General features: G+C 57.7%; 26 protein-coding genes. 14 read left to right on the top strand and 12 right to left on the bottom strand.

The genetic code is table 11. The features are described from left to right. The first annotated feature begins 101 nt into the window (after nucleotides 1-101). Together ACR0AM_RS11310 and ACR0AM_RS11305 are read left to right on the top strand one after the other, a co-directional pair. Nucleotides 102-1,814, top strand: coding sequence for a tetratricopeptide repeat protein (locus ACR0AM_RS11310; RefSeq protein WP_480518407.1), 1,713 nt, complete (start codon nucleotides 102-104; stop codon nucleotides 1,812-1,814). Further along, a complete protein-coding gene (locus ACR0AM_RS11305) occupies nucleotides 1,804-2,625 on the top strand; it encodes a 4-(cytidine 5'-diphospho)-2-C-methyl-D-erythritol kinase (protein ID WP_480622941.1) in 822 nt (273 codons plus the stop codon). The genes ACR0AM_RS11310 and ACR0AM_RS11305 overlap by 11 nt, the downstream gene beginning before the upstream one ends. Here ACR0AM_RS11305 and ACR0AM_RS11300 read toward each other — a convergent pair. Then, nucleotides 2,618-3,616 (bottom strand): polyprenyl synthetase family protein, encoded by a 999-nt coding sequence (locus tag ACR0AM_RS11300; protein WP_480622940.1) that lies wholly within the window; start codon nucleotides 3,614-3,616, stop codon nucleotides 2,618-2,620. The genes ACR0AM_RS11305 and ACR0AM_RS11300 overlap by 8 nt on opposite strands. 56 nt (nucleotides 3,617-3,672) lie before the next feature. Here ACR0AM_RS11300 and ACR0AM_RS11295 point away from each other — a divergent pair, with 56 nt between their 5' ends. The 3 genes from ACR0AM_RS11295 (at nucleotide 3,673) to ACR0AM_RS11285 (ending at nucleotide 4,945) form a co-directional block, all read left to right on the top strand. After that, nucleotides 3,673-3,888: a putative signal transducing protein gene (locus ACR0AM_RS11295; protein ID WP_050604033.1), complete on the top strand. Its 216-nt coding sequence runs from the start codon at nucleotides 3,673-3,675 to the stop codon at nucleotides 3,886-3,888. Then, nucleotides 3,885-4,649: a tRNA1(Val) (adenine(37)-N6)-methyltransferase gene (locus ACR0AM_RS11290; RefSeq protein ID WP_480622939.1), complete on the top strand. Its 765-nt coding sequence runs from the start codon at nucleotides 3,885-3,887 to the stop codon at nucleotides 4,647-4,649. Before ACR0AM_RS11295 ends, ACR0AM_RS11290 begins: the two co-directional genes overlap by 4 nt. A gap of 131 nt (nucleotides 4,650-4,780) precedes the next feature. Continuing rightward, entirely contained in the window at nucleotides 4,781-4,945 is a 165-nt protein-coding gene (locus tag ACR0AM_RS11285) for a YdcH family protein (protein ID WP_083445267.1), read from the top strand. Here ACR0AM_RS11285 and yddG read toward each other — a convergent pair. From yddG to ACR0AM_RS11240, 9 genes are all read right to left on the bottom strand, one after another. Beyond that, on the bottom strand, nucleotides 4,942-5,808 hold the full coding sequence (yddG, locus tag ACR0AM_RS11280) for an aromatic amino acid exporter YddG (RefSeq protein ID WP_480475037.1): 867 nt from the start codon (nucleotides 5,806-5,808) through the stop codon (nucleotides 4,942-4,944). The genes ACR0AM_RS11285 and yddG overlap by 4 nt on opposite strands. Beyond that, nucleotides 5,805-6,752 (bottom strand): transcriptional regulator GcvA, encoded by a 948-nt coding sequence (locus ACR0AM_RS11275; protein WP_480622938.1) that lies wholly within the window; start codon nucleotides 6,750-6,752, stop codon nucleotides 5,805-5,807. The genes yddG and ACR0AM_RS11275 overlap by 4 nt, the downstream gene beginning before the upstream one ends. Nucleotides 6,753-7,050: 298 nt before the next feature. Then, a complete protein-coding gene (phbB, locus tag ACR0AM_RS11270) occupies nucleotides 7,051-7,773 on the bottom strand; it encodes an acetoacetyl-CoA reductase (protein ID WP_209506587.1) in 723 nt (240 codons plus the stop codon). Nucleotides 7,774-7,960: 187 nt separating this feature from the next. Next, nucleotides 7,961-9,136 carry an acetyl-CoA C-acetyltransferase gene (locus ACR0AM_RS11265; RefSeq protein WP_480475041.1) on the bottom strand — a complete coding sequence of 392 codons (1,176 nt, stop codon included), beginning with the start codon at nucleotides 9,134-9,136 and terminating at the stop codon, nucleotides 7,961-7,963. Between the two features lie 190 nt (nucleotides 9,137-9,326). Next, nucleotides 9,327-10,160: an EAL domain-containing protein gene (locus ACR0AM_RS11260; RefSeq protein WP_480622937.1), complete on the bottom strand. Its 834-nt coding sequence runs from the start codon at nucleotides 10,158-10,160 to the stop codon at nucleotides 9,327-9,329. A 103-nt stretch (nucleotides 10,161-10,263) separates the two neighbouring features. Further along, nucleotides 10,264-10,452, bottom strand: a complete 189-nt coding sequence (locus ACR0AM_RS11255; RefSeq protein ID WP_480622936.1) for a hypothetical protein — start codon at nucleotides 10,450-10,452, stop codon at nucleotides 10,264-10,266. Between the two features lie 91 nt (nucleotides 10,453-10,543). After that, nucleotides 10,544-11,515: a sterol desaturase family protein gene (locus tag ACR0AM_RS11250; RefSeq protein ID WP_480622935.1), complete on the bottom strand. Its 972-nt coding sequence runs from the start codon at nucleotides 11,513-11,515 to the stop codon at nucleotides 10,544-10,546. Then, complete coding sequence (locus tag ACR0AM_RS11245) at nucleotides 11,512-11,898, bottom strand: hypothetical protein (RefSeq protein ID WP_480622934.1); 387 nt, start codon at nucleotides 11,896-11,898, stop codon at nucleotides 11,512-11,514. Before ACR0AM_RS11245 ends, ACR0AM_RS11250 begins: the two co-directional genes overlap by 4 nt. 304 nt (nucleotides 11,899-12,202) lie before the next feature. Continuing rightward, nucleotides 12,203-12,769: a TlpA family protein disulfide reductase gene (locus tag ACR0AM_RS11240; RefSeq protein ID WP_480475053.1), complete on the bottom strand. Its 567-nt coding sequence runs from the start codon at nucleotides 12,767-12,769 to the stop codon at nucleotides 12,203-12,205. A 21-nt stretch (nucleotides 12,770-12,790) separates the two neighbouring features. Between ACR0AM_RS11240 and argH the strand changes: the two genes are divergently transcribed. From argH to ACR0AM_RS11220, 4 genes are all read left to right on the top strand, one after another. Next, entirely contained in the window at nucleotides 12,791-14,179 is a 1,389-nt protein-coding gene (gene argH / locus ACR0AM_RS11235) for an argininosuccinate lyase (protein WP_480475055.1), read from the top strand. Beyond that, nucleotides 14,176-14,376 carry an argininosuccinate lyase gene (locus ACR0AM_RS11230; protein WP_480475057.1) on the top strand — a complete coding sequence of 67 codons (201 nt, stop codon included), beginning with the start codon at nucleotides 14,176-14,178 and terminating at the stop codon, nucleotides 14,374-14,376. Before argH ends, ACR0AM_RS11230 begins: the two co-directional genes overlap by 4 nt. Before the next feature lie 304 nt (nucleotides 14,377-14,680). Next, the gene (lysA, locus tag ACR0AM_RS11225; RefSeq protein WP_480622933.1) at nucleotides 14,681-15,946 is read left to right on the top strand and encodes a diaminopimelate decarboxylase; all 1,266 of its coding nucleotides are present in this window, start codon (nucleotides 14,681-14,683) and stop codon (nucleotides 15,944-15,946) included. A 96-nt stretch (nucleotides 15,947-16,042) separates the two neighbouring features. Further along, a complete protein-coding gene (locus ACR0AM_RS11220; protein ID WP_480623003.1) occupies nucleotides 16,043-18,526 on the top strand; it encodes a TIGR02302 family protein in 2,484 nt (827 codons plus the stop codon). A 3-nt stretch (nucleotides 18,527-18,529) separates the two neighbouring features. Here the strand turns inward: ACR0AM_RS11220 and ACR0AM_RS11215 are convergent, their stop codons facing one another. Beyond that, nucleotides 18,530-19,252, bottom strand: coding sequence for a zinc-ribbon domain-containing protein (locus tag ACR0AM_RS11215; protein ID WP_480622932.1), 723 nt, complete (start codon nucleotides 19,250-19,252; stop codon nucleotides 18,530-18,532). Nucleotides 19,253-19,434: 182 nt separating this feature from the next. Here ACR0AM_RS11215 and ACR0AM_RS11210 point away from each other — a divergent pair, with 182 nt between their 5' ends. From ACR0AM_RS11210 to ACR0AM_RS11195, 4 genes are read left to right on the top strand one after another with little or no spacing between them, the layout of a single operon-like run. Beyond that, nucleotides 19,435-20,112 carry a cell division ATP-binding protein FtsE gene (locus ACR0AM_RS11210; RefSeq protein WP_480476894.1) on the top strand — a complete coding sequence of 226 codons (678 nt, stop codon included), beginning with the start codon at nucleotides 19,435-19,437 and terminating at the stop codon, nucleotides 20,110-20,112. Beyond that, entirely contained in the window at nucleotides 20,109-21,008 is a 900-nt protein-coding gene (locus tag ACR0AM_RS11205) for a cell division protein FtsX (RefSeq protein WP_480622931.1), read from the top strand. Before ACR0AM_RS11210 ends, ACR0AM_RS11205 begins: the two co-directional genes overlap by 4 nt. Then, nucleotides 21,008-21,748 (top strand): lysophospholipid acyltransferase family protein, encoded by a 741-nt coding sequence (locus tag ACR0AM_RS11200; RefSeq protein ID WP_480622930.1) that lies wholly within the window; start codon nucleotides 21,008-21,010, stop codon nucleotides 21,746-21,748. Before ACR0AM_RS11205 ends, ACR0AM_RS11200 begins: the two co-directional genes overlap by 1 nt. Next, a complete protein-coding gene (locus ACR0AM_RS11195) occupies nucleotides 21,735-22,340 on the top strand; it encodes a pyridoxamine 5'-phosphate oxidase family protein (RefSeq protein WP_480622929.1) in 606 nt (201 codons plus the stop codon). Before ACR0AM_RS11200 ends, ACR0AM_RS11195 begins: the two co-directional genes overlap by 14 nt. 19 nt (nucleotides 22,341-22,359) lie before the next feature. Here ACR0AM_RS11195 and ACR0AM_RS11190 read toward each other — a convergent pair whose 3' ends face one another. After that, entirely contained in the window at nucleotides 22,360-22,953 is a 594-nt protein-coding gene (locus ACR0AM_RS11190; protein WP_480518435.1) for an NAD(P)H-dependent oxidoreductase, read from the bottom strand. 102 nt (nucleotides 22,954-23,055) lie between these two features. On the opposite strand from ACR0AM_RS11190, the gene ACR0AM_RS11185 reads away from it, so the two are divergent. Further along, complete coding sequence (locus ACR0AM_RS11185; RefSeq protein ID WP_480622928.1) at nucleotides 23,056-23,634, top strand: TetR/AcrR family transcriptional regulator; 579 nt, start codon at nucleotides 23,056-23,058, stop codon at nucleotides 23,632-23,634. Nucleotides 23,635-23,650 lie beyond the last annotated feature (16 nt).

The following is a 23,650-nucleotide window of genomic DNA, read 5'->3' as shown; positions in this document are numbered from 1 at the left end:
AAAAAACCGGCAATGGCAGGGTCGTGAAGGCTCTGCCATTGCCTCTTGCCGACCGAAGCCCTAGCTTAACCGTCAGTCAACGATAGCAAGGCAGGATTTCGGTGGTTTCCCTGGTTCGTCGCGCGGCATTGTCCGTGCTGCTCATGTCGTCGGTCGCAGTTCCGGCCTTTTCAGAATCGGGTGCCGGTTCTTATCTGGCCGGGCGTCAGGCGATCTACGAAAGCGACTATTCTGCGGCGGAAAGATACTACGCCCAGGCTCTCAGGTTTGATCCGGAAAACGCGCTGCTCTTGGAAAGCGTTGTTGTCGCCCGCCTTGCGCTGGGGGAAATTGCCCGTGCTTTGCCTGTTGCAAAGCAGATCGAGGAAGCCAACATTCCCAGCCAGGCCGCGCGCATGGCGATTTCGGCCAATTTGATCGCAGACGGCAAGTTTGACGAACTTCTGGCGCGTGACCCTGAAACGCAGGGGATCGGTCCTTTGGTTGATGGGCTGATGATCGCATGGGCCCATCTGGGGCAAGGTGAAATGACAAAGGCCATGGATCAGTTCGATGCCGTGGCAACGCAGGAAGGCCTCAGGGAATTTGCGCTGTATCACAAAGCCATGGCACTGGCCTCTATCGGCGATTTCGAAGGTGCCGAGGTGATTTTTGCGGATAACAACGGCGCGGTTGCGCGGTTCTCGCGTCGGGCCGCGCTGGCCCGTACAGAGGTGCTGTCACAGCTGGATCGCAACGAAGACGCCATACAGTTTCTGGACGATGTGTTTGTTTCCGGTAGCGATCCGACCATTGAAGCCTATACCGGCCAATTGACTGCGGGCGAGACGCTTCCGTTCACTCACGCGGGCTCTGCGCTGGATGGAATGGCGGAAATATTCTTTACCGTTGGTGCCGCATTGAACAGCGAGGCTTCGGCTGACTACGTCCTGCTTTACGCACGACTGGCGAGTTTTCTGCGCCCTGACCACGTGGACGCCATTCTGCTGAGCGCGGAATTGCTGGACAAGCTGCAACAGTATGATCTGGCTGTTGCCGCCTATCGCATGGTCCCGGCCGGCAGCAATGACCACCATGCCGCAGAACTTGGGCGGGCCGAAATCCTGGACAAGTCCGGAAAAACCGATGCGGCCATTGAAGTTCTGCAAAACCTGGCGCTGCAAAATCCTGATTTGCCCAGCGTCCATGTTTCTCTGGCAGATCTTCAACGTCGTCAGGAAAACTATGCGGCTGCGGTTGCCTCTTATGACACTGCGATTGGTTTGACGGACAGTCAGGCAGGCGGGAATTGGTTCCTGCACTACGCGCGCGGTATAAGCCACGAGCGGCTGAAGCAGTGGGATCAGGCTGAAACCGATTTCCGCCGGGCGCTGGAGTTGAATCCGGATCAGCCGCAGGTGCTGAACTATCTGGGCTATTCTTTGGTAGAACGGAAAGAAAAGCTGGATGAAGCGCTGGACATGATCCAGCGCGCGGTCGAGGCCCGCCCGGATAGTGGCTACATCGTGGATAGTCTGGGTTGGGTTTTGTTCCGTCTGGGTCGTTACGAAGAAGCGGTCGAGCATATGGAGCGCGCGGTCGAGCTGATGCCCGTTGATCCGGTCGTCAATGATCATCTGGGGGACGTCTATTGGGCTGTTGGACGAGCGCGTGAGGCCGAGTTCCAGTGGAAACGGGCTCTGTCCTTCGTTGACCCCGAAGACACGGATGGCGAGGCTGACCCGGATCGCATTCGACGCAAGATCGAAATCGGACTAAGCGCCGTTCTGGCCGAAGAAGGTGCGGAACCTTTGAAAGTCGCAAATGGAAATTAAGGCGTTTGCGCCCGCCAAGATCAACCTGACCCTCCATGTGACCGGACGTCGTAAGGACGGTTATCACCTGTTGGATTCGCTAGTGGTTTTTGCTGATCTGGGCGATCAGTTGACATTCACACCCGGCCCCGAGCTGTCTATGGACGTGATTGGGGAGTTTGCTGAAGGCGTGCCCACGGACAACCGTAATCTGGTCTGGAAAGCGGCCGAAGGCGTCGGCTGGACCGGGCATGTAGACCTGATCAAGTCGCTGCCCCACGGCGCAGGTATAGGGGGTGGGTCATCGGATGCGGCCGCCACGCTTTGGACATTGGCAGGGCAGGGATGTGACGTCCCGCCTGACTTGCCGTTGTCACTGGGGGCAGATGTGCCCGTTTGCCTGGAAAGCCGGGCGATCAGAATGCAAGGCATTGGCGATCGTTTGGCGGCGGTGAACCTTCCGCACTTACCCGCCCTTTTGGTCAACCCGAATGTGCCGGTGCCGACAGATGCCGTATTCAACGCATTGTCGTCCAGAGACAATCCGCCGATGCCTGAGTTAGTCCCAGATTTTGTAGACGCTGAAGTCTGTGCCCTGTGGCTGCGTGATCAACGCAATGACCTGCAGGTACCTGCCATGGGCGTTGCACCTGAGATCGAGCAGGTTCTGGACGAGTTGAACATGACCAATCGTGCCCTTGTAACGCGCATGTCGGGCTCCGGCTCGACCTGTTATGCGCTGTACCCCACAATGAAAGACGCGCATTTCGCGGCCTATGAGATCGGTGCGGCGCATCCTGATTGGTGGTGCCGCGCGACGCAGCTTAACTAAGGCGCGAGACCACGTAATCGGCCAGTTCGCGCAGCAGGCTGCGAATTTCTTGATCAGGTAGAACATCCAAAGATGCCTTTGCCTTGTTCGCCCAGCCCAATGCGTCCTGCCGGGTTTCTTCCAGCGTTGCGTATTTGTCCATCAGGCCCAGCGCATGATCCAGATCGCCTTCCTGTTGGCGGCCCTTTTCGATCGTACGCTCCCAGAACGCGCGTTCTTCGGGCGTGGCCTGTGCAACTGCCTTGATGACAGGCAGGGTCAGCTTTCGTTCGCGGAAATCATCGCCCACATTTTTGCCGGTTGTCTTGCTGTCACCCTGATAATCCAGCAGGTCGTCCGCAATCTGGAATGCGATCCCCAATGCGTCACCATAATCGAACAGAGCTTTGATCTGTTCTTCCGATGCACCGGCGATCACGCCACCCACCTCGGTCGCAGCTGAAAACAAAGCTGCTGTCTTGCCGCGCACGACCTGTAGGTAAACGCATTCATCTGTACGCAGGTCAGTTGCAGCGGTCATTTGCAGCACCTCGCCTTCGGCGATGGTTGCTGAGGCATTGGCCAAGATATCCAGAACCCGCAGCGAACCCGTTTCGACCATCAATTGGAAGCTGCGGGAAAACAGGTAATCACCGACCAGCACGCTGGATTTGTTGTCCCAAAGTAGATTTGCGGTCGGGCGTCCGCGCCGTTGGGCGCTCTCATCCACAACGTCGTCGTGCAGAAGGGTGGCGGTGTGGATGAACTCGACCGTGGCAGCAAGGCGCACGTGGTGCTCACCTGAATAGCGAAACAGCCGCGCCGCTGCCAATGTCAGCATTGGGCGCAGGCGCTTTCCGCCCGCCTCGACCAGGTGCTGGGTCACTTCGGGGATACGTGGGGCATGGTCCGACGCCATCCGGGCGCGGATCAACGTGTTCACAGCCTCCATTTCACCCGCCAGAATTTCAGCGAGGCGCTCATGCGGTTTTGAGATCATGCCGACGGTCATCACACTCCTGATACAAGGCTCGACTTCCGCCCCGCCTTGCCCTTACATCCATCCCCATGAAAGAACTATTGCGCAGTACCGATCCGACGATCCTGGCCTTTGCATCCGCTCTCCTTGAAGGCGAGGATATAGACTGCTTTCAGATGGACGTAAATATGAGCATCCTCGAAGGTGGGATCGGGATCTTTCCCCGCCGACTGATGGTTCGCGCCGAAGACCTGACCCGTGCCGAACGTGTGATGCGCGACAATGAAATTCCGCTGGGCCGATGAACCGGTTTTCCGATAGTGAACTCAGCTGCAATGATTTCCTGGGGGGCAGGATCCGGTTGCTGCAACCTCAGTCGGGTTATCGTGCCGGGGTCGATCCGGTATTGCTTGCCGCATCCGTTCCGGTCAGGGCAGGTCAGTCTGTGTTGGAGCTGGGGTGCGGTGCCGGTGCCGCCATTCTTTGCTTGTCCTCACGAGTGCCAGGTTTGCACGTGACAGGTATCGAGCTCCAGCCCGCCTATGCGGAATTGGCCCGTAGAAATGCGGAAATCAACGGGATAGAGCTGGAAGTTGTCGAAGCTGACCTGACCGCTTTGCCCGAGGCGCTTCGGCAGCGCCAGTTCGATCACGTCATTGCGAATCCGCCCTATTATCGGGCGGGGGCGCATAGCCCTGCAAAGGATGCTGGAAGAAGTGTGGCCCTGAGCGAAGACACCCAGTTGGCCGACTGGATTGCAGTGGCTGCCAGACGCCTTGCGCAAAACGGGTACCTGCACATGATCCAGAAAGCCGATCGACTGCCCGACATGCTGGCAGCGTGCCAAGGGAGATTGGGATCGGTAGAGTTGTTGCCGCTAAGCCCACGGACAGGGCGAGAGGCTGAACTGATCATTCTGCGCGCCCGCAAAGGAGGGCGTGCGGCATTTCGCCTCCACCCACCTTTGATTCTGCACGCGGGTGAACGTCACAAAAAAGACGGCGAAAGCTATACGGATGCGGTTTCGGCTGTGCTTCGGAAGGCCGTTGCCCTGCCCGGGTTCTGACGACGACCGGCAATGTCCAGCCGATTTTGTCGGATTTGCTTCAGATTCTGTGCGTCTGCAGCGTGACAGGGTGGAAACGATGTGATCAACTTCTTACGTGACATACAGACACGTATAAAAGGAGGATCGCAATGAGCGTGAGCGCACATCTGACAGAACTGAAGAAAAAGCATGAATCTCTCGGTCTAGAAGTAGAACAAGCCCAACGCTCGCCAGGCATCGATGATCTCCACATAGCCCAGCTGAAGAAACAGAAGCTCAAGCTGAAGGAAGAGATCGAGCGACTGTCTGCTTAAGATTTCAAACTGGAACGGGCCGCGATCAAGGCCCCGCCGGTAATCAGAGAAGCCGCGATCGCCAGCCCCCAGGATGGGGCAGCGATCCCGGCCATCACCAAAGCAAGTGTCGACAATAGCGGGGCCGCGTAAGATGAGGTCCCGAGCATTTGAATATCACCCTGCTTCACCCCGATATCCCAGACGTAAAAGGCCAGCCCAACGGGCCCAAGGCCAAGTGCCAGTACAGAAACCCACCCTAGTGTCGAGTCGGGCAGCACGGTGTCTTCCATGGCCAGATGCAGCAGACCCGAAGCCAACGCAGCCATCAGACAAAAGACCGCAACCGAACTGGTCGGTGTATCGCCCAATCTGCGTGACAGAACTGAATAGCCTGACCATGTCATCGCGCAAAGCAGGGCCAATGTGTATCCTGGCAGATGTTGCGCCTGAAAACCTGCGCTCCCGCCTCCGGTGATGATCAAAGCAGCCCCAGCAAAGCCAAGGCAAGCCCCAATCAAGTGACCAGCGCGAAGCTGCTCGCCCGGTAGCAGGCCGGAAAACAGAACGATAAGAAGGGGCCAGAGATAGGCAATCAGTCCGGCCTCGGCCGCGGGGGCCATGCGTAGGGCTGAAAAATACAATGCGTGGTACCCGAACAGGCCCAATGAACCGAACAGGTAGGTCGTCCAAGGGATCTGTTTCAACCCGCTGAACCCACCGGTTGCGGCTGTCCAGATCAACCCAAGTGTACCACCAATCGAAAAGCAGATCGTGTTCAGCAGCAAAGGCGGTGTAGGTGCAGAGCCGACGGTCAAAAGCGCCAGCAAAGCCCATAATAGTACGGCCCCAAAACCGATGGCTGTTGCGCGCGTTTTGGTCATGATCCGGAAACCTCTTCGATCGGAATAATGTCGAACTCATCCGAAATATGCGCGGTCTTTTCAATCTCGGTCAGGAACCAATCCCGAAATGCTGCGATCTGAGGACGTTTCTCGGCCCCCGGAAGGCACAGGAATCGGAACCGGCCCTGCGTTTCCAGCGCGACCTTGAAGGGGGCAACCAGCCGACCTTCGGTCAAGTCCTTGAGGATCATGGCACGCCGTCCAAGGGCGACACCAACACCAGCGACAGCGGCGTCAATCGCGTGATCTGCGTTGGAAAAATGCGCCCCATGAGTGGGTGTGAAATCGATACCCACAGCGCGGAACCAGGCAGGCCAGTCGCAGGGTGGGGTCAGAAAGTTGATCGAATCGTCGTGGATCAACGGTGCGTCGCGCAGGCTGTCTGGCGTGGTGAATTGTTCCGCCAGCTCCGGGGTCATGACCGGAGTCAGCCACTCCTTTCTTACAGGTACGGAATACAGCCCCTCATCGGCGGAATTGCCAAACCGGATGGCAACATCCACATCATCCCGCTCCAGATCCATATTGCGCAACGTGGCCGAGAATTTCAGATCGATTTCCGGATGCGCACGGGCAAACTCGTAAAGGCGAGGCGCCAGCCACTTTGCGGTCAGCGCCGGACCTGCGGTGACGGTCAGTCCGGTGTCATCCTCCTGCCTGCGTACGGCACGCCACGCGGCTTGCAAGGTGGCAAAGCCTTCTGCCGCGCCGGGGGCCAGGGCGCGGCCCGCATCGGTCAGTTCCACAGCGCGGTTCAGACGGCGGAACAGAGGGCGGCCCAGATGCTCCTCAAGCGATTTGATCTGAAAGGACAGGGCCGCTGGCGTCACGTGCAGCTCTTCCGCCGCTTTCGCGAAGGACATGTGCCGGGCCGCGGCATCAAAAGCCCGAAGCGCGGTAAGTGGGGGCAGATAATCACTCATAGCCAAGAAATTCTTAACTGAAGATTCAGGAAACTTCGTTTGTCACGGCTTTAGGTGACCTTCATATTCACGTCAGGTCAAGCAAAACTGAATTGAAAGGCGGCTGCCATGATCGAGATGACAACAAATCCCGCCGCCCAAGTGGCGATCCTGCGCGCTCATGAAGAGCGTGGCAAGGTGGTCCGGCAGATGTGGAATTGGGTATTGGGTTCCCGCTGATCGCAGCGCGCGCGTTCTTACGGGATCAGAAAGGGCCGGTCCAAAGGGGCCGGCCCGTTTTTTTGTTCACAAGCCTGGATCAGACGAAGAACTGAGCACCGTTGGCCGAGATGGTCGAGCCGTTGATGAACTGAGATTCGTCCGAGGCCAGGAAGGTCACACAGCGTGCAATCTCTTCAGGCTCGCCCAGACGACCGGCAGGGATCTGGCCAATAATCGATTCGCGTACCTTTTCAGGCACCGCCATCACCATCTCGGTTGCGATATAACCGGGGCAGATTGCGTTGGCCGTGATGCCCGCCCGCGCGCCTTCCTGTGCCAGAGATTTCACGATGCCCAGATCGCCAGCTTTGGTCGCAGCATAGTTCACCTGAGCGAACTGGCCCTTCTGACCGTTGATGGAGCTGATGACGATGACACGGCCAAACTTGCGCTCGCGCATGCCAGGCCAGACAGGGTGCACAGTGTTGAACACGCCGGTCAGGTTGGTGTCGATCACGTCTTTCCACTGATCGGGTGTCATTTTGTGGAAAGGTGCATCACGGGTGATGCCAGCGTTGGCGACAACGATATCGATGGGGCCAACCTCGGCCTCAACCTTTTCGATACCTGCTTTGGATTCGTCATAATCTGCGACGTTCCACTTGTAGGTCTTAATGCCGGTCTCTTCGGTGAATTTCGCGGCGGCTTCGTCATTCCCTGCATAGGTGGCCGCAACGTTATATCCTTCGGCTTTGAGCGCCTTGGAAATTGCTGCGCCAATGCCGCGGGAACCGCCGGTAACGAGTGCTGTACGTGCCATTTAGGACTCCTCCAATTTTAGTCGCCTTGGTAATGCTGTTACTTTGAGAGATGCTTGTGCGCAATATTGTTTCGTCGTTAAGGTGTTTATTTCGGATGGCAATATCGTCGCATCTAAGGGGTACGACCCCAGTTTAACAAAAAAGGGCGTCCCGTGGACGCCCTTTTCTATTTGGTTATTCACGCACTTAGTCGCGCTCCACACACAGGGCGACACCCATGCCGCCGCCGATGCACAGAGTGGCCAGACCTTTCTTTGCGTCGCGGCGCTTCATTTCGAACAGCAGCGTGTTCAGAACGCGGCAACCTGATGCACCGATCGGGTGGCCGATGGCAATTGCGCCGCCGTTCACGTTCACAATCGACGGGTCCCAGCCCATGTCTTTGTTCACTGCGCAGGCTTGCGCGGCAAAGGCTTCGTTGGCTTCAACCAGGTCCAGATCGTCGACGGACCAACCTGCTTTTTCCAATGCCTTGCGCGAAGCGTAGATCGGGCCAACGCCCATGATCGACGGGTCCAGCCCGGCAGTTGCGTAGGACGCGATGCGAGCCAAAGGTTCGATTCCGCGCTTTTCTGCGTTTTGAGCCGACATCAACAGGGTTGCGGCGGCGCCGTCGTTCAGGCCCGAAGCGTTTGCAGCTGTGACCGATCCGTCCTTGGTAAAGGCGGGGCGCAGCTTTGCCATGGCTTCCATTGTAGCGCCGTGGCGGATATATTCGTCCTTGTCCATCACGATGTCGCCCTTGCGGGTCTTGATGGTGAAGGGCACGATTTCGTCGACAAACTTGCCAGCTTTTTGCGCCGCCTCGGCCTTGTTCTGCGAAGCGACAGCGAATTCATCCTGCATGTCGCGGCTGATCTGCCATTTCTCGGCAACATTTTCCGCCGTCTGACCCATGTGATAGCCGTTGAAGGCATCCCACAGACCATCGCGGATCATGGTGTCGATATATTTCATATCGCCCATCTTGTGACCCGCGCGAAGGGCGGCGGCGTGGGGTGACAGGGTCATGTTTTCTTGACCACCAGCGGCGACGATATCGGCATCGCCCAGCTGGATGTGCTGAGCGCCCAATGCGACGGCACGCAGGCCCGAGCCGCAAACCTGGTTGATGCCCCAGGCGGCGCTTTCCTGCGGCAAACCGGCGTTGATATGCGCCTGCCGAGCCGGGTTCTGGCCCTGAGCCGCAGTCAGAACCTGACCCATGATGGTTTCGCTGACTTCGCCTTTTTCAATCCCGGCGCGCTCGACAACTGCTTCCAGGACGGCCGCGCCCAGATCATGTGCGGGGGTGTTCGCAAACGAACCACTAAAGCTGCCAACACCTGTTCGTGCGGCGGATGCGATTACTACGTTGGTCATATGATCAGTCCTTTACCGTCATTATCTGGCGGAATGTCTGACGGCGCAGGCCGAGAGTTTCCCTCTCGAAACAAGAGCGCCCCGTTATCCCCCGCTCAAGTACTTCTGCAATAGCGTAATGCTGCACTTGCAGCAACGGGCAGCTTGTCTCAGCTTGGGAAATGGCGGAAAAATGTCGATCAACCACAGATCAACTTGCTGTTTTTGAATTTTTTTCCTGTTTCCACGGGGGTGAAACACTGGGCGCGCCAAACAAAAAGCCCTGCATGCAATCCACGCCACTCGAACGCAAAAATGCTGCATCCTTCTGAGTTTCGACCGATTCGGCAGTGACCAGGATTTCAAACTCACGCGCCACGGCAATCAGGGCCCGCACCAAAGCCTGGTTGTCGGGGCTGTTGCTGATGCCCCTGATAAACTGACCATCGATCTTGGCGGCGTCGAACAGAAACTCGCGAAAGTGGCGGAAACTGAAGTTGCTGGCACCAAAGTCGTCCAGCGCAAAGGCGATGCCGCGATCCTGTAGGCGGTCCATGAAGTCGACCACCAATTCCGGCACCTGCATGGCAGAACTTTCGGAGATTTCTAGGATCAGCCGTTCGCCCAACTGCGGGTCCCGTTTCAGAAACCGGTCCAGAATACCGGACCAGTTGGAATAACCGATCGAGCGGGCGGACATGTTGATCGACAGGCGGATCTGGGGGTTCTTTACCAACGTGCGCAGACCAAGTTCCAACGCGACGCAGTCGAGATCACGTCCGATCGGGGTGTTTTCAACCTGCGGCATGAATTCGCGGGCGGGTATAACACGCCCTGTTTCATCCAGCACGCGAATGAACCCTTCGTAAAACGCGATGCCATGCGGCGGGTGCGCCTGAACAACTGGCTGAAAGGCCAACCGACATTGCTTGTGCTTCACAGCATCGGTTGCCATCTGAACCACCGAACGATCCCGTGTTGACACTGCTGCATTCAAAGGGGTGTCCAACCCTTCGGGAAGATTGGCGAGCTTTTTGTTTCCCATAGGCGCAGATTCTCGTGTGTCCGAAACAGGTGTTTTGACACAGTTTCGGGGCAAACAGATGAATCTGCGGTTAAAGCGTCAGAAGAAGTTGCTTAATGCGGTTTCAGCGCGTGGAATGCCCGGCACGGGCCAGTGATGCCGCGGCTCCAAGAAGGGCTCCTGTCGCACCCAGAATCATCAGGACAAAACCCAGTGCGATCAGCGTGCCAACAAAGCTGCCGAGCGCGGCAAGCATGGCCAGCAACAGGCCAAATAACCCGACGAAGGTCGAAATGGTTGCCAAACGTTTCATGCCGCCCCTCGCTCAGTTATGCGCCACATTCAATGACCGGTATGGAGCGCAAAGACCGGAGTTCAAGTCGTATCGGGGCCTGACGGCTGTGTCAGGCCTGTTCTGCCTGTCCTTTGGGCAGGATCTTGTCGACCTGCTCAAAACCGGGCGCTCCCCGGTCCTCGGGATGGCGAGCCAGGTGCTTGGCTTTTATCTGTTCCGAGTTGTCGCGGCTGCCGTCGTGGCTGTACCCCGGAGGCGCGAAACAATAGGCCAAACGTTGCCGCAGTGTCAGGCCGGACTGCGTGGCGTCGTGCCAGATGCCGACCCATTCGTGAAACGCAACGCGCAAAGGGTTGAAGGTGCCGATATTGTGAACCAGCCCGTAATCGACCCGGTCGTTTTCCTGTTCAGGCACAAATGTCCCGAACATCTTGTCCCAGATGATGAAAACTCCGGCGTAATTGCAATCCAGATACCGTGCGTTCCGGCCGTGATGCGCGCGATGATGGCTGGGGGTATTCATGACCGCCTCAAACCATCGGGGCATCTTGCCGATTGCCTCGGTGTGAATCCAGAACTGATAGATCAGGTTCAATCCGCCAACGAACAGAACCATGGCCGGATGGAAACCCAGCAGGATCAGGGGCGCGCGAACGACCATCATGAACGTAAAGGTATAGGTCCAAGTTTGCCGCAACGCTGTGGTCAGATTGTAGTGCTGCGAGCTGTGGTGGTTGACATGGCTGGCCCAGACCCAGCGAATGCGATGCCCAAAACGATGTACCCAGTAATAGCGAAGATCATCCAGAACAAAGCACAGAATGATAACGGGAATTGACGTGCCAAGATCCAGAGGAGTGATCTGCCACAGCCACATGAAAAACGCATAGGCAATAAAGCCCAGCAAAAAGCCCGACGCGATGTTCCCGGCCCCCATGATCAGCGAGGTCACAGCATCGCGCGTTTCATACCGCCCGCCTTTGCCTTTGACTGCGATCCACAGGAATTCTGCCAGAATAGCAGCGATGAAAAACGGGACGGCCCATTGCACCGCATCGGGGAAGCTTACCTGGTCTGTCATGCGGGCCTCATCAAGTGTTGCCAGTGCTGGCGTTCAGTCTGGTCAAGGTGAAGGGTGGCGCGCGGGGTGCTGAAGTCGTGAAACCGAACTTCGATGCCATTGGCGGTTTCAAGCCAGTCGAAATCCTGGAGTTGCCGCGCGACGGTGTCGGCGCCGAAGGACCAGATCAACCCGGCCCCATTCTGTGTCCGCACCAGCGCCGCGTGACCGTCATGGGCGATTGTCACGTCGATCACCGTGTCATCGGGAAAATGCCGCAGCCACTGGCGTGGCGCCGTGTCCGGCGTCAGCACATGCAACTGCGACTTGCCCGTCAGATGCAGCAACAGCGTAATCCCGGCTATGCCCCCAACGACCAGCACCAATAGAATTTCCAGCGGCATTCCGTCCTCCTGAGCGCAGAGTGCAAAGGAGTCGAAACACTGTCAAAGGTGGCGTCGCGTCAGCTGTGTTCCAAAACCAAGGCTTTGATCGCAGCCATCCGACAAGCAGGAATACTAGTCGGAGATCATGTAGGTTACTTGATCTCCCTTGCCTCTCTTGCGTACATCTTTGGTGGTAGCAGCATCGGTGGCCATCCAAAAAAACACCCGCCATCGCGGCAACTCCTGCAATAGAATTCATCAAAAATCCTCCGAGTTGAATGCCCGGAGGAAATCAAGATTTGCTGATATTAAGGCTATTTCCTCAGTTTTCTGCGCCAACAAGCGTCGAGATAATCGCCTTCGCGCTATCCGAGTTCCATTCAGCATCACCGATCAGCCGCGCGATTTCCTGACCTTCGGGATTCAGAATGACCGTGATGGGCAACGCGATGATGCCAAACTCGCGCGCGGCAGCCGAGCTGAGGTCCTGATGACGCGGCAGGTTGGAGATGCCATTCTCTTCAAAGAACTTCTTGATCCCTGCTGGCGAGTTGCGGCCTGTGGCAAGGGTCAGGACCTGAAACTTGTCACCCCCAAACTCGTCCTGCAATTCGGCGATCTGCGGCATTTCTTTGCGGCAGGGGGCACACCAGGTGGCCCAGAAGTTCAGCAGAACATACTTACCCTCATAATCGGCCAGCGTGCCGACACCCCCGTCATCTTCCAGCTGAAACTCGATCACTTTTGCCGGTTTGGGCTCCTTGTGCAGGATCAGACGTTTCAGGCTGTCTTCACGCAGAGGAGCCAGCGTTTCTGCATCGGTCGCAAAAGCGGCGTTTGCACCCAGCGCAAGGGCCATATAAAGGGGGATCAAACGAAATAAGCGCATATCAACTCCGGGTTTTCTTACATGACCGATCAATCCTCGAACCAGATGTGGGGCGGCCGCTTTGCCGCCGGTCCAGACGCGATCATGGAGGCGATCAATGCCTCGATCGGGTTCGATCAGCGGATGGCAGCCCAGGACATCGCAGGCTCGCGCGCCCATGCGGCCATGTTGGCTGCCACAGGCGTCATAAGTGATAGTGATGCGCAGGCCATTCGGGAAGGGCTGCTCACCGTATTGTCAGAAATCCAGAGCGGCACGTTTCAGTTTTCGACCGCGTTGGAAGACATCCACATGAATGTCGAGGCGCGGCTGAAAGAGATCATTGGCGAGCCGGCAGGCCGTTTGCACACAGGGCGTTCGCGTAACGATCAGGTGGCGACGGATTTCAAACTGTGGGTCCGGGATCAGTTTGATGCGGCGGAGTCCGGTATTCTGGCCCTGATCCGCGCGCTTTTGGCGCAGGCCGAAGCAGGCGCCGATTGGGTCATGCCGGGCTTTACCCATCTGCAAACTGCGCAACCCGTAACTTGGGGGCATCACATGATGGCCTATGTCGAGATGTTTGGCCGCGACCTGAGCCGAGTCCGCGATGCGCGCGCGCGCATGAACGAATCCCCGTTGGGGGCTGCCGCGCTGGCGGGCACATCTTTCCCCATTGACCGTCATATGACGGCGCAGGCGTTGGGCTTTGATCGTCCCGCCGCCAATTCGCTGGATGCCGTCAGCGACCGCGATTTTGCATTGGAATTCCTGTCGACCGCCTCGATCTGCGCCTTGCACCTGTCGCGTTTTGCCGAGGAATTGGTGATCTGGTCTTCGGCCCAGTTCCGTTTCGTGTCCCTGTCTGACCGGTTTTCGACCGGCTCGTCGATCATGCCGCAGAAAAAGAACCCGGATGCAGCTGAACTGATCCGCGCCAAGGTTGGGCGCATCTATGGGGCCAACACCGCGCTGATGATGGTGATGAAGGGCCTGCCGCTGGCCTATTCAAAGGACATGCAGGAAGATAAGGAACAGGTCTTTGACGCCGCCGACAACTGGATGCTGGCGCTAGCGGCGATGGAAGGGATGGTCAAGGACATGACCGCCAACCGCGACAGCCTTGCCGCCGCCGCCGGCTCGGGTTTCTCGACCGCGACGGATCTGGCCGACTGGCTGGTACGCGTGCTGGGCCTGCCGTTCCGGGATGCGCATCACGTCACCGGATCACTGGTGGCCATGGCCGAGGGTAAGGGTTGTGACCTGCCCGACCTGACACTGGACGATATGCAATCGGTCCATGGTGAAATTTCGGATGACGTCTACTCTGTCCTTGGCGTCGACAATTCGGTAAACTCGCGCCAGTCCTACGGCGGTACCGCCCCCGATCAGGTGCGGGTCCAGATCGAACGATGGAAGGCAATGGTATGACGACCGCGCTACGTGCGATCCTGATTACGGTTTCCGGCCTGGTACTGGCCGGGTGCGGGGCTGATGGCGAGCCTGACCAACCAACTGCCCCTCAGCCCACGGTCAGTGCCACAATCGGGGTTGGATCAAGCGGTGCGTATGTCGGCGGAGGTGTCGGCCTAAGTCGCGGGCCGCTGGGCATTTATCTTGGATTCTGACCCCTTTGCGTGTTGCGCCTCCGGTCCTGACACCTCATGTTGCGCGCGCGTATCGATCACCTGTCACACAAAGGAATGGTATTGAGATGAGAATTCTGGGACTGGTTTGTGTACTTGCGGTTTTGGCGGCCTGTGAGCCTTCGTCAGCGCGACGCCCGGAACCTGCGGCCGAACCAAAACAATCGGGCACCGGCATTTCTATCTCTGGCTATGGCCGAGTTGGTGTTTCAACTCAAAACTAAACCGCGACCAAGGATACGGAATCCATTGATCCGAAGTCCTTTTATGGTCTAAGCGCGCAAGCATGGATCACTTTTTGTACCGCGACGGCGCGCTTTACGCCGAGGATGTCCCCGTCTCCGAAATTGCAGCCGCGGTTGGAACACCGTTCTACGTCTATTCCACGGCTACATTGTTGCGGCATTTCAAACTGTTCGATGACGCGTTGGACGGCACCGATCACCTGATCTGCTACGCGATGAAAGCGGCCAGCAATCAGGCGATCCTTAAGACATTGGCCCAAGCAGGCGCTGGGATGGACGTGGTCTCGGGCGGAGAATATCTGCGGGCGAAGGCGGCTGGTGTTCCCGGTGACAAAATCGTGTTCTCAGGTGTGGGGAAAACAGCGGACGAGATACGCATAGCGCTGAGCGGTGGCATTCGCCAGTTCAACGTCGAGTCCGAGCCCGAGATAGAAGTGATCAACGCCATTGCGCTTGAGCTTGGCGTAATCGCGCCGATCACCGTCAGGGTGAACCCGGATGTCGATGCCAGGACGCACGCTAAGATTGCCACCGGCAAGTCTGAGAACAAGTTTGGCATTCCGATTGCCCGTGCCTCGGAAGTTTACGCCCACGCCGCCAGCCTGCCGGGGCTGGAGGTGATCGGCATCGACGTTCATATTGGCTCGCAACTGACCGAACTTGAACCGTATGAGCTGGCCTACACAAAGGTGGCCGAGCTAACCGAACGACTCCGCTCTGAAGGTCACAACATTCGGCGTCTTGATCTGGGTGGCGGTCTGGGCATTCCTTACACCCGGTCGAACAACGCACCCCCATTGCCGATTGAATATGGTGCGCTGGTCAAGAAAACTCTGAGCCATCTGGGCTGTGAGATCGAGATTGAGCCCGGACGCCTGATCGCGGGCAACGCCGGGATCATGGTCAGCAAGGTGATCTATGTGAAATCAGGCGAAGGTCGCGACTTTTTGATCCTTGATGGGGCGATGAACGACCTAATCCGCCCCGCAATGTACGAAGCTTACCACGATATCGTTTCGGTGCAGGAACCTGTCGCCGGTGTGGAACAGCGCCCTTACGACATTGTCGGTCCGGTCTGCGAATCCGGGGATACCTTTGCCAAGCAGCGCAATATGCCGCCGCTGAAATCGGGTGATCTGGTCGCATTTCGCAGCGCGGGTGCATACGGTGCGGTGATGTCCAGCGAATACAACACCCGCCCGTTGATCCCCGAAGTTCTGGTGAATGGCGATCAATTTGCAGTCATTCGTGAACGGCCAAGCTTTGACGAAATCATAAACCGCGATACCATACCATCGTGGCTTTGACGCGATAACCGCGCGGGCCCGTCCCGGAGGCCCGTCTTGACCAACAGAACGAACCTACCCATTCCGCGCCTGTCCCTGTGGCTAACCCATCTCGGTATGGTGGCTGAACAGGTGCTGCGCGCGTTCTGGCCTGCGTTCTCGATTGTTCTGGCTTTGCTCGCCGCTCTGATGCTGGGGTTGCAGGATCATCTGCCCGTTGAAATTGTCTGGGGTGCTGGTGCGCTGTCGTTGATATCTTTTGGTGCAGCATCTGTCCGGGGTGTCACGAAATTCAAACTGCCGTCCCGCGCTGATGCGCTGGCGCGGCTGGATGAGGCTCTGCCCGGTCGACCGATTCAGGCTTTGCTCGATGATCAGGCAATCGGTGCCAACGATGGGGACTCGGTTGCCTTGTGGCAGGCGCACAAAGCCCGCATGGCACAGCGTGCGGCCACTGCTGAGGCTGTGAAACCAGATCTTCGGCTTGCGTCGCGCGACCCGTATGCGTTGCGCTATGCCGCTCTGCTGGCATTTGTTGTGGCGCTGATCTTTGGATCGTTGTGGCGTGTGGGTTCAGTGGCGGACATGACCCCGGGCACGGCCGTGGCTGGACAGGGTCCAACTTGGGAAGGATGGGTGGAACCCCCCAGATACACAGGTTTGCCGACCTTATATCTTGCCGACCAAACGGGGGCGGCGCTTTCTGTTCCCAAGGGCAGTCGCATCACCTTGAGACTGTACGGTGAGGTCGGCGCACATAGTCTGACCGAGAGCAGTTCTGCCAGCGGAACCGAGGCGGCAACAGACCCGGAACTGGAGTTTGTCGCCGAACGCTCGGGTCAGTTGCGCATAGATGGACCGGCGGGGCAGGACTGGTCGGTGCTGGTCATTGATGACGCGGCTCCGAAGATCGCGGTTTCCGGAACCGCCGAGTCTGAAGCGGGCGGGCAGATGAAGCTGCCATTTTCCGCCAGCGATGATTACGGCGTGGTTTCGGGCTTGGCCCGGATCGAGTTGGATCAGGCGGCGATTGACCGTCGGTACGGACTGGCGGTCGAGCCAGAGCCGCGCGAGGTGATCGAAATCGAATTGCCAATGCCGATCACCGGCGACCGCGCAGATTTCACCGAAGACCTGATCGAGGATTTCTCGCAACATCCGTGGGCGCATCTGCCGGTCAGGGTTACCTTGATGGCAACGGATGCAGCGGATCAGCAAACGTCTTCGGATCCCTATGCGACGGCATTGCCAGCACGGCGCTTCTTTGATCCCCTCGCGGCAGCCGTGATTGAGCAAAGGCGCGATCTTCTTTGGTCGCGATCCAATGCGCCTCGTGTCTCGCAAGTCCTGAGGGCTGTGTCGCACCGCCCTGAGGAACTGTTTCGTTCTGACACAGCCTATCTGCGTCTGCGGGTTGTTCTGCGGCGATTGGAAACTTTTCATCGATACGGGTTGAAACCCAAACAACAAGAAGAGATTGCACAGGCCCTGTGGGACCTTGCCGTACTGATCGAGGACGGGACGCTGGCGGATGCATTGGAACGAATGCGCCGCGCGCAGGAACGTCTGACCGAAGCGATGAAGAACGGGGCCAGCGATGAAGAAATAGCGGAGTTGATGCAGGAATTGCGCGAGGCGACGCAGGATTACCTGCAGCAATTACAACGGCTGGCACAGCAAAATGGTGAAGACGGCGAGCGTCAGCCCGGCCAGAATGGTGAATCTTTGCAAATGACGCATGATGACCTGCAACGCATGATGGACCGCATTCAGGAACTGATGGAACAAGGCCGCATGGCCGAAGCTCAGCAGGCGCTGGAAGAATTCCAGCAGATGATGGAGAACATGCGTGTAACTCAGGGTCAGGGCCAAGGGCAGCAATCCGAAGGCCAGCAGGCCATGGAAGGTCTTGCCGAAACCCTGCGCGAACAGCAGGGTCTTAGTGATCAGGCCTTTCGTGATTTGCAGGAACAGTTCAACCCCGGCGCGCAATCAGGTGAAAGCCAAGGGAACGAAGGCCGCAACGGTGGTCAAGGTCGGGGGCAAAGCCACGAAGGGCAGGGCGGACAGGGTGAAGGTTCGGATCAGGCCGGAGACGGTGAGCAGGGGCAAGGTTCGCTCGCCGACCGACAGCAAGCGTTGAGAGACGAGCTGGGTCGCCAGCAACAGGGATTGCCCGGTGTCGGCACACCCGAAGGTGACGCCGCCCGCGAAGCGCTGGATCGGGCCGGGCGTGCCATGGACGAGGCCGAGCAGGCCCTGCGTGGCGATGATCTCGCCGAAGCTATCGACCGTCAGTCCGAAGCGATGGAAGCGTTGCGCGAAGGGATGCGGTCGCTGGGTGAAGCTATGGCGCAGGAACAGCAGAACCAACCGGGGCAGGGAACACAAGACGGCGACATGCAGGCCAACAACCGCGATCCGCTGGGCCGAAACCCGGGTGCTGCGGGTTCGATTTCAACCGACGAGAACCTGTTGCAAGGCGAAGATGTCTATCGCCGGGCCCGCGAGTTGCTGGATGAAATCCGTCGCCGGACCGGTGAAACAGACCGTCCCCAGATCGAGTTGGAATACCTCAAGCGGTTGCTGGAGCGGTTCTAGCTCTCAGTTCTGCGCTCCAGATCCTGCCTGAGTTTCGAGCCAGATTCGCGCCTGATCCACCAGCGACACATATGAGCTGAGCAGCGGATCGGCCTGCGGTACAGCCTCGCTGATTTGGCGGGCATTCCCGTAGATCAGGTACAGAACCACGCCGATGATCAGCATCAGCGCAAAACCACGCAAGAACCCACCGGACTTGCGGGGCGCCTGCGCCACATCTTCTGCGGGGTCGGACCGCATGCTCGAGTTGATGGCATCGACATCCGGCAGTGCATCCTTTTGCCCGGCATCAACGGCGGTTTCCGAAGTTGCAGGGCGTTTGGGCCTGACCTTTGGCTCTGGTGGGGCTTCTAGGCCCAGATCGGGCTGGCTTTCCAGGCCGCCGCCTTCCTGCGCGCGCAACTCTGCTTCTCGTGCGGCTTCTTCTTTCAGGATACTGGCGACTGATGGGGCAACATTTCCTGTGGATGCAGCAAGTTTTTCAGCCTCTGGCGCTGTTTTTTCTGCGGGCTCGGCGTCCTTCTGGGCCTCGACCTCGGTGTCAGGTGTATCTGCCACAACAGGCTTGTCCTCGGGCGCGTTCGGTTCAACCGTCGGCTCGGATGGATGCTTGGCCTGAAACCAGGTTTGATCGCAGTTCGAACACTGCACGTCGCGGCCTTCCTCGGGGATGACCTCGTCAGGAACTTCGTACTGCGCAGTGCAATTCGGACATGTAAGACGCATACTGCCTCCTCGACCGGGTGAAGGGCCGATAATAGTTTTTTCAGGGATGATATTCCGTTAAGACCCAACAGCAAAGGGCGTTTTCGGTTTCATAGGTCAAGTGTCACCAATTGGACTCGGTAGAGCCATTGAAACCGTCGCCCTGCTCGGGCAAGAAGAGCGGCAAAATATTGGGGGCACGTGTGATCGAGCTGGAAAATGTCAGCTATACCTACGGTGGCGGCGAGTTGCTGAGCGATGTCTCGGTTCAATTACAGCCAGGGTCGTTCCATTTTCTGACCGGGCCGTCAGGGGCGGGCAAGACGACATTGCTCAAGTTGTGTTACGGGGCGCTGTTGCCGACCTCAGGGCGTCTTAGCGTGTTTGATCAGGACGTCTCGACCCTTGATCGGGATCAGCTGGCCGTGCTGCGCCGCCGTGTCGGCGTTGTGCATCAGGATTGCCAGTTTCTTGACCATATGACGCTTGCTGAAAATGTCGCCTTGCCACTGATGGTGTCCGGGCGCGGGGAATCGTCCGGGCAAGACAATCTGACCGAACTGCTTAGCTGGGTGGGGCTTGGTGCACGTCTCGAAGCACGGCCACCGGAATTATCCGGCGGTGAACGTCAACGAGCAGCTCTGGCGCGTGCCGTCATCCTGTCGCCCGATGTCATATTGGCGGATGAACCCACGGGCAATATCGATTGGGAGATGTCGCAACGTTTGTTGCACCTTCTGGTTGAACTGAACCGCATGGGAAAGACCGTTCTGATTGCCACCCATGACCTGAGCCTGATCCGAGCTGCAAAAAGCCATGTTCAGGCGCGTGTTTTGCGGATTTCGCAGCGAAAGCTGCATCTGGCGGGGGCAGACCTGTGACTGGGGCTGATATCCGAAACCTGCTGCGCGGCGATACCCGTGCTGACCGCGTTGTTCCGCCAACCGGCTACACTGCCCACCTGACCCTGTTTGTCGCTGGTGCCATGGCATTTCTTGCTGTTTTCGCTTTGGCTTTGTCCCTCGCCTCTGGCCGCATCGCGGATCGGTGGGCTTCGGAACTGGCAGGCGCCGCAACCTTACGCATCAATGCACCGGCCGAGCAGCTTGCTGCCCAAACAGAAGCGGCATTGACCGTCCTCAGCCAGACACCCGGTGTCGCGTCTGCCCGTGCGCTTAGCGCAGATGAACAAGCCGCGTTGCTGTCACCTTGGTTCGGGCCGGACCTGCCGTTGGATACTTTGCCAATCCCACAGCTGATCGAGATCATCGAGGGCGAACCCGGTCTGGATGCGCTCGGGCTGCGATTGCGATTGGGGGCCGAGGTACCCGGCGCGGTTCTGGATGATCATACGCGATGGCGCGAACCGCTGGTCGATGCTGCGATGTCCCTGCGTCGTCTGGGGTGGATATCAATCCTGCTGATTGGCGGTGCGACCGCTGCGATGATTACCCTTGCAGCCAACGCCTCACTTGCGGCCAATGCGCAGATTATCGAAGTTCTGCGATTGGTTGGCGCGGAGGATGGTTTCATCGCAGGTGCTTTTGTGCGGCGGTTTACCTATCGAGCGTTTTTCGGCGCCTCGGTTGGGACCCTGCTGGGAATGACTGGTGTCTTGCTTTTGCCCGAAGCTTCGGACGCGGGCGGATTTCTGACCGGAGTTGGATTTCAGGGTAAAGACTGGGTGTTGCCGGTTCTTATCCCCGTCCTTGGGGCAGCCGTTGCCTTTGTTGCCACATGGGCCGCAGCCCGACGCAAGTTGAAGGAGCTTTCCTGATGTTGATGGCAATTCAGTGGGTTCGTTCCCTCATCTTCATGATTGTAATCTATGCCTGGATGCTGATCCTTGGCATCGCGTTTCTGCCTTATGCTCTGTTTTCTAAAAACGGTGCGCTGAAAGCGTGTAAAACCTACGCCAAAAGCACCATGTGGCTGGCCCGGTGGATGGTTGGTATTCGCTGCGAGGTGCGGGGCAATGCCCCGACGAATGAAGTGGTCATCGGGGCCAAACATCAGTCGTTTCTTGATATCATCATGATTTTCGACGCCATTCCGCACGGCAAGTTTATCATGAAGCGCGAGCTGTTGTTCACACCCGTTATTGGCATGTATGCGCGACGCCTTGGCTGTATCCCGGTCAATCGAGGCAAGCGCGGTGCGGCTGTGGCAAAAATGGTCAAGGACGTCTCAAAAGAGTTTTCTGAACCTGGGCAGCTGGTAATCTATCCGCAGGGCACGCGTGTGGCGCCGGGCGCAAAGAAACCCTACAAGGTTGGTACGGCGATTCTGTATGAAGGCCTTGGTTTTCCGTGCGTTCCGGTTGCGACGAATGCTGGCGTGTTCTGGCCCCGCACAGGCGTTTTGCGTAAACCCGGCCTTGCCATTGTAGATTTTCTGGAGCCGATCAAACCAGGTGTTGCCCGCGATGAGTTCCTCGCGCGGTTGGAGGAAGTCATAGAAACACGCTCGAACGAATTGATGCGCGAAGTGGGGTTTGATCCTGATGGAATTCATTGAAAAAGTAGAAGATCTCGAGGCGTTGTACGGAACGCCGGGTGCTGCTTCGTTGCGAAAGGTCGTTCGACACTTAACTCCGCTCTATCGCAAGTGGATTGAAGCCTCGCGTCTTTGCATTCTCAGTACAGTTGGTCCCGAGGGTGTGGACGGAAGCCCTCGTGGGGACGACGGAGCTGTTGTGCGCGAATTGAACCCAAAAACACTGGTGCTGCCCGACTGGCGGGGAAACAACCGCCTGGACAGCTTGCGTAACATCGTTCGGGACCCGCGCGTTTCGCTGATGTTCTTTGTGCCGGGCTCTGACAATGTCGTTCGGGTGAACGGAACGGCCCGATTGACCGCAGACGCGGCATTGCGCAACCAGTTCGAAAAGGCTGGCAAGGTTCCGGCGACGGTTATCGTTGTGCAGATTGATGAAATTTACAGCCAGTGCGCGCGTGCACTGATACGCGCCCGAACTTGGACTTGTGGCGACGAAAGCAAGGACCTTCCGACGATTGGGCAGCTTCTGTCCGAGGCGTCAGAAGGTGAAGAGGGCGGCGCGCAATATGACAAAGACTGGGCTGCACGCGCCGCCAAAACAATGTGGTAGGTAACGGACGGCTGTTCAGTCAAGCTGCGGCGGCTCCGATTCTGGACACCTTTTTGATCCAGCGATCAACGCTGCCCGGTTTGGGATAGCTTGCGCCTGAAAAGTACGTAAACCGCGTTGGTTTGAAGCCAACAAACCCGAGGATCTGGCCGCGAACCTGCCGAATAAGCGCTTGCCTGTACATCAGACGCATGAACCAGCCGGGCGTATCTGAGGTCAGGATAACGCGCGCGGTGCGTCCGGTCAGCATCGGGGCTGGCAGGCCGGCCATCGTCGTGTTGCGGGTGTCGAATGTCCGTCCAGGTATGAACATCCGGTCAATCAATCCTTTGAGTTTTGCAGGCAGCCCGCCCCACCACATAGGTGTGGTCAGGACCAAATGATCGCTCCATTCGAAGTCCTGCAACACGTGTTCCAGAACCGGTTCAAGCGGCTTGAAGTCGTGATAGTTGCCCTGACCGAAATCAAAATCGAACTGTAGGTCGCTCAGATGGACTATCCGGACGTCATGTCCGTTTTTGCGGGCTGCCTCGCCATAGGTTTCTGCGAATGTGCGTGACAAGCTGCTTTCTGCAGGATGTCCATCGAGGATGAGGATTTTCTTGGGGTGCATCGGGGTTCTCCTAAAAATGACCACGGTCAGTTTATAGAATCAAAAAATGACCACGGTCAATATTAAATTTGACCACGGTCAAAAAATGTGCGATTGGGCGTTATGCAAAAAACGATCCAGAAACGTACCATCAAGACCCGCGCCAAGCTTCTCTCAGCTGCGGAAGAGGTTATCCGACACGGCGGATATGAAGCTTTGCGGGTGGAAGACGTTGTAAAGGCCGCGGGTGTTGCCAAGGGGACCTTCTTTGCGCATTTCCGCGACAAGGACGCGCTGATGGAAATCTTGATAGCGGACAAGCTGAATGCGTGTCTGGATCTGGCCCAATCCGGAACTCCACCCAAAACGGTACCAGAGATCATCGCTTCGCTGGAACCGGTCCACGAATTCATGACGTCCGAACGGTACGTGTTCGATCTGTTGATCAGATACTCGGGGGCAACGGCTATCGCAGATATTGGGCCGATTGCCTATTGTTTTGAACGGTATTTCCGGGTCGTGATGATGTGGCTTGAAACCGCAGAGGTACGCAAGGATGTACCATCCGAGCTGTTGGCAGAAGGCGTGCAGGCCTTTGCCATTCAGGCCATGTCCTTACAGTATTGCGCGCTGCATTCAGCGACAACGTTCACAGACAGACTGGAAACATATCTGGATGCATGGCTGACCCCGGCAAGCTGATCGCCGCCGGGGTCAG

The sequence above is a fragment of the Ruegeria sp. AD9 genome (assembly GCF_056542305.1).
The sequence above is the reverse complement of the archived record's forward strand: the minus strand, read 5'-3'. Positions and strand labels throughout refer to the sequence as shown.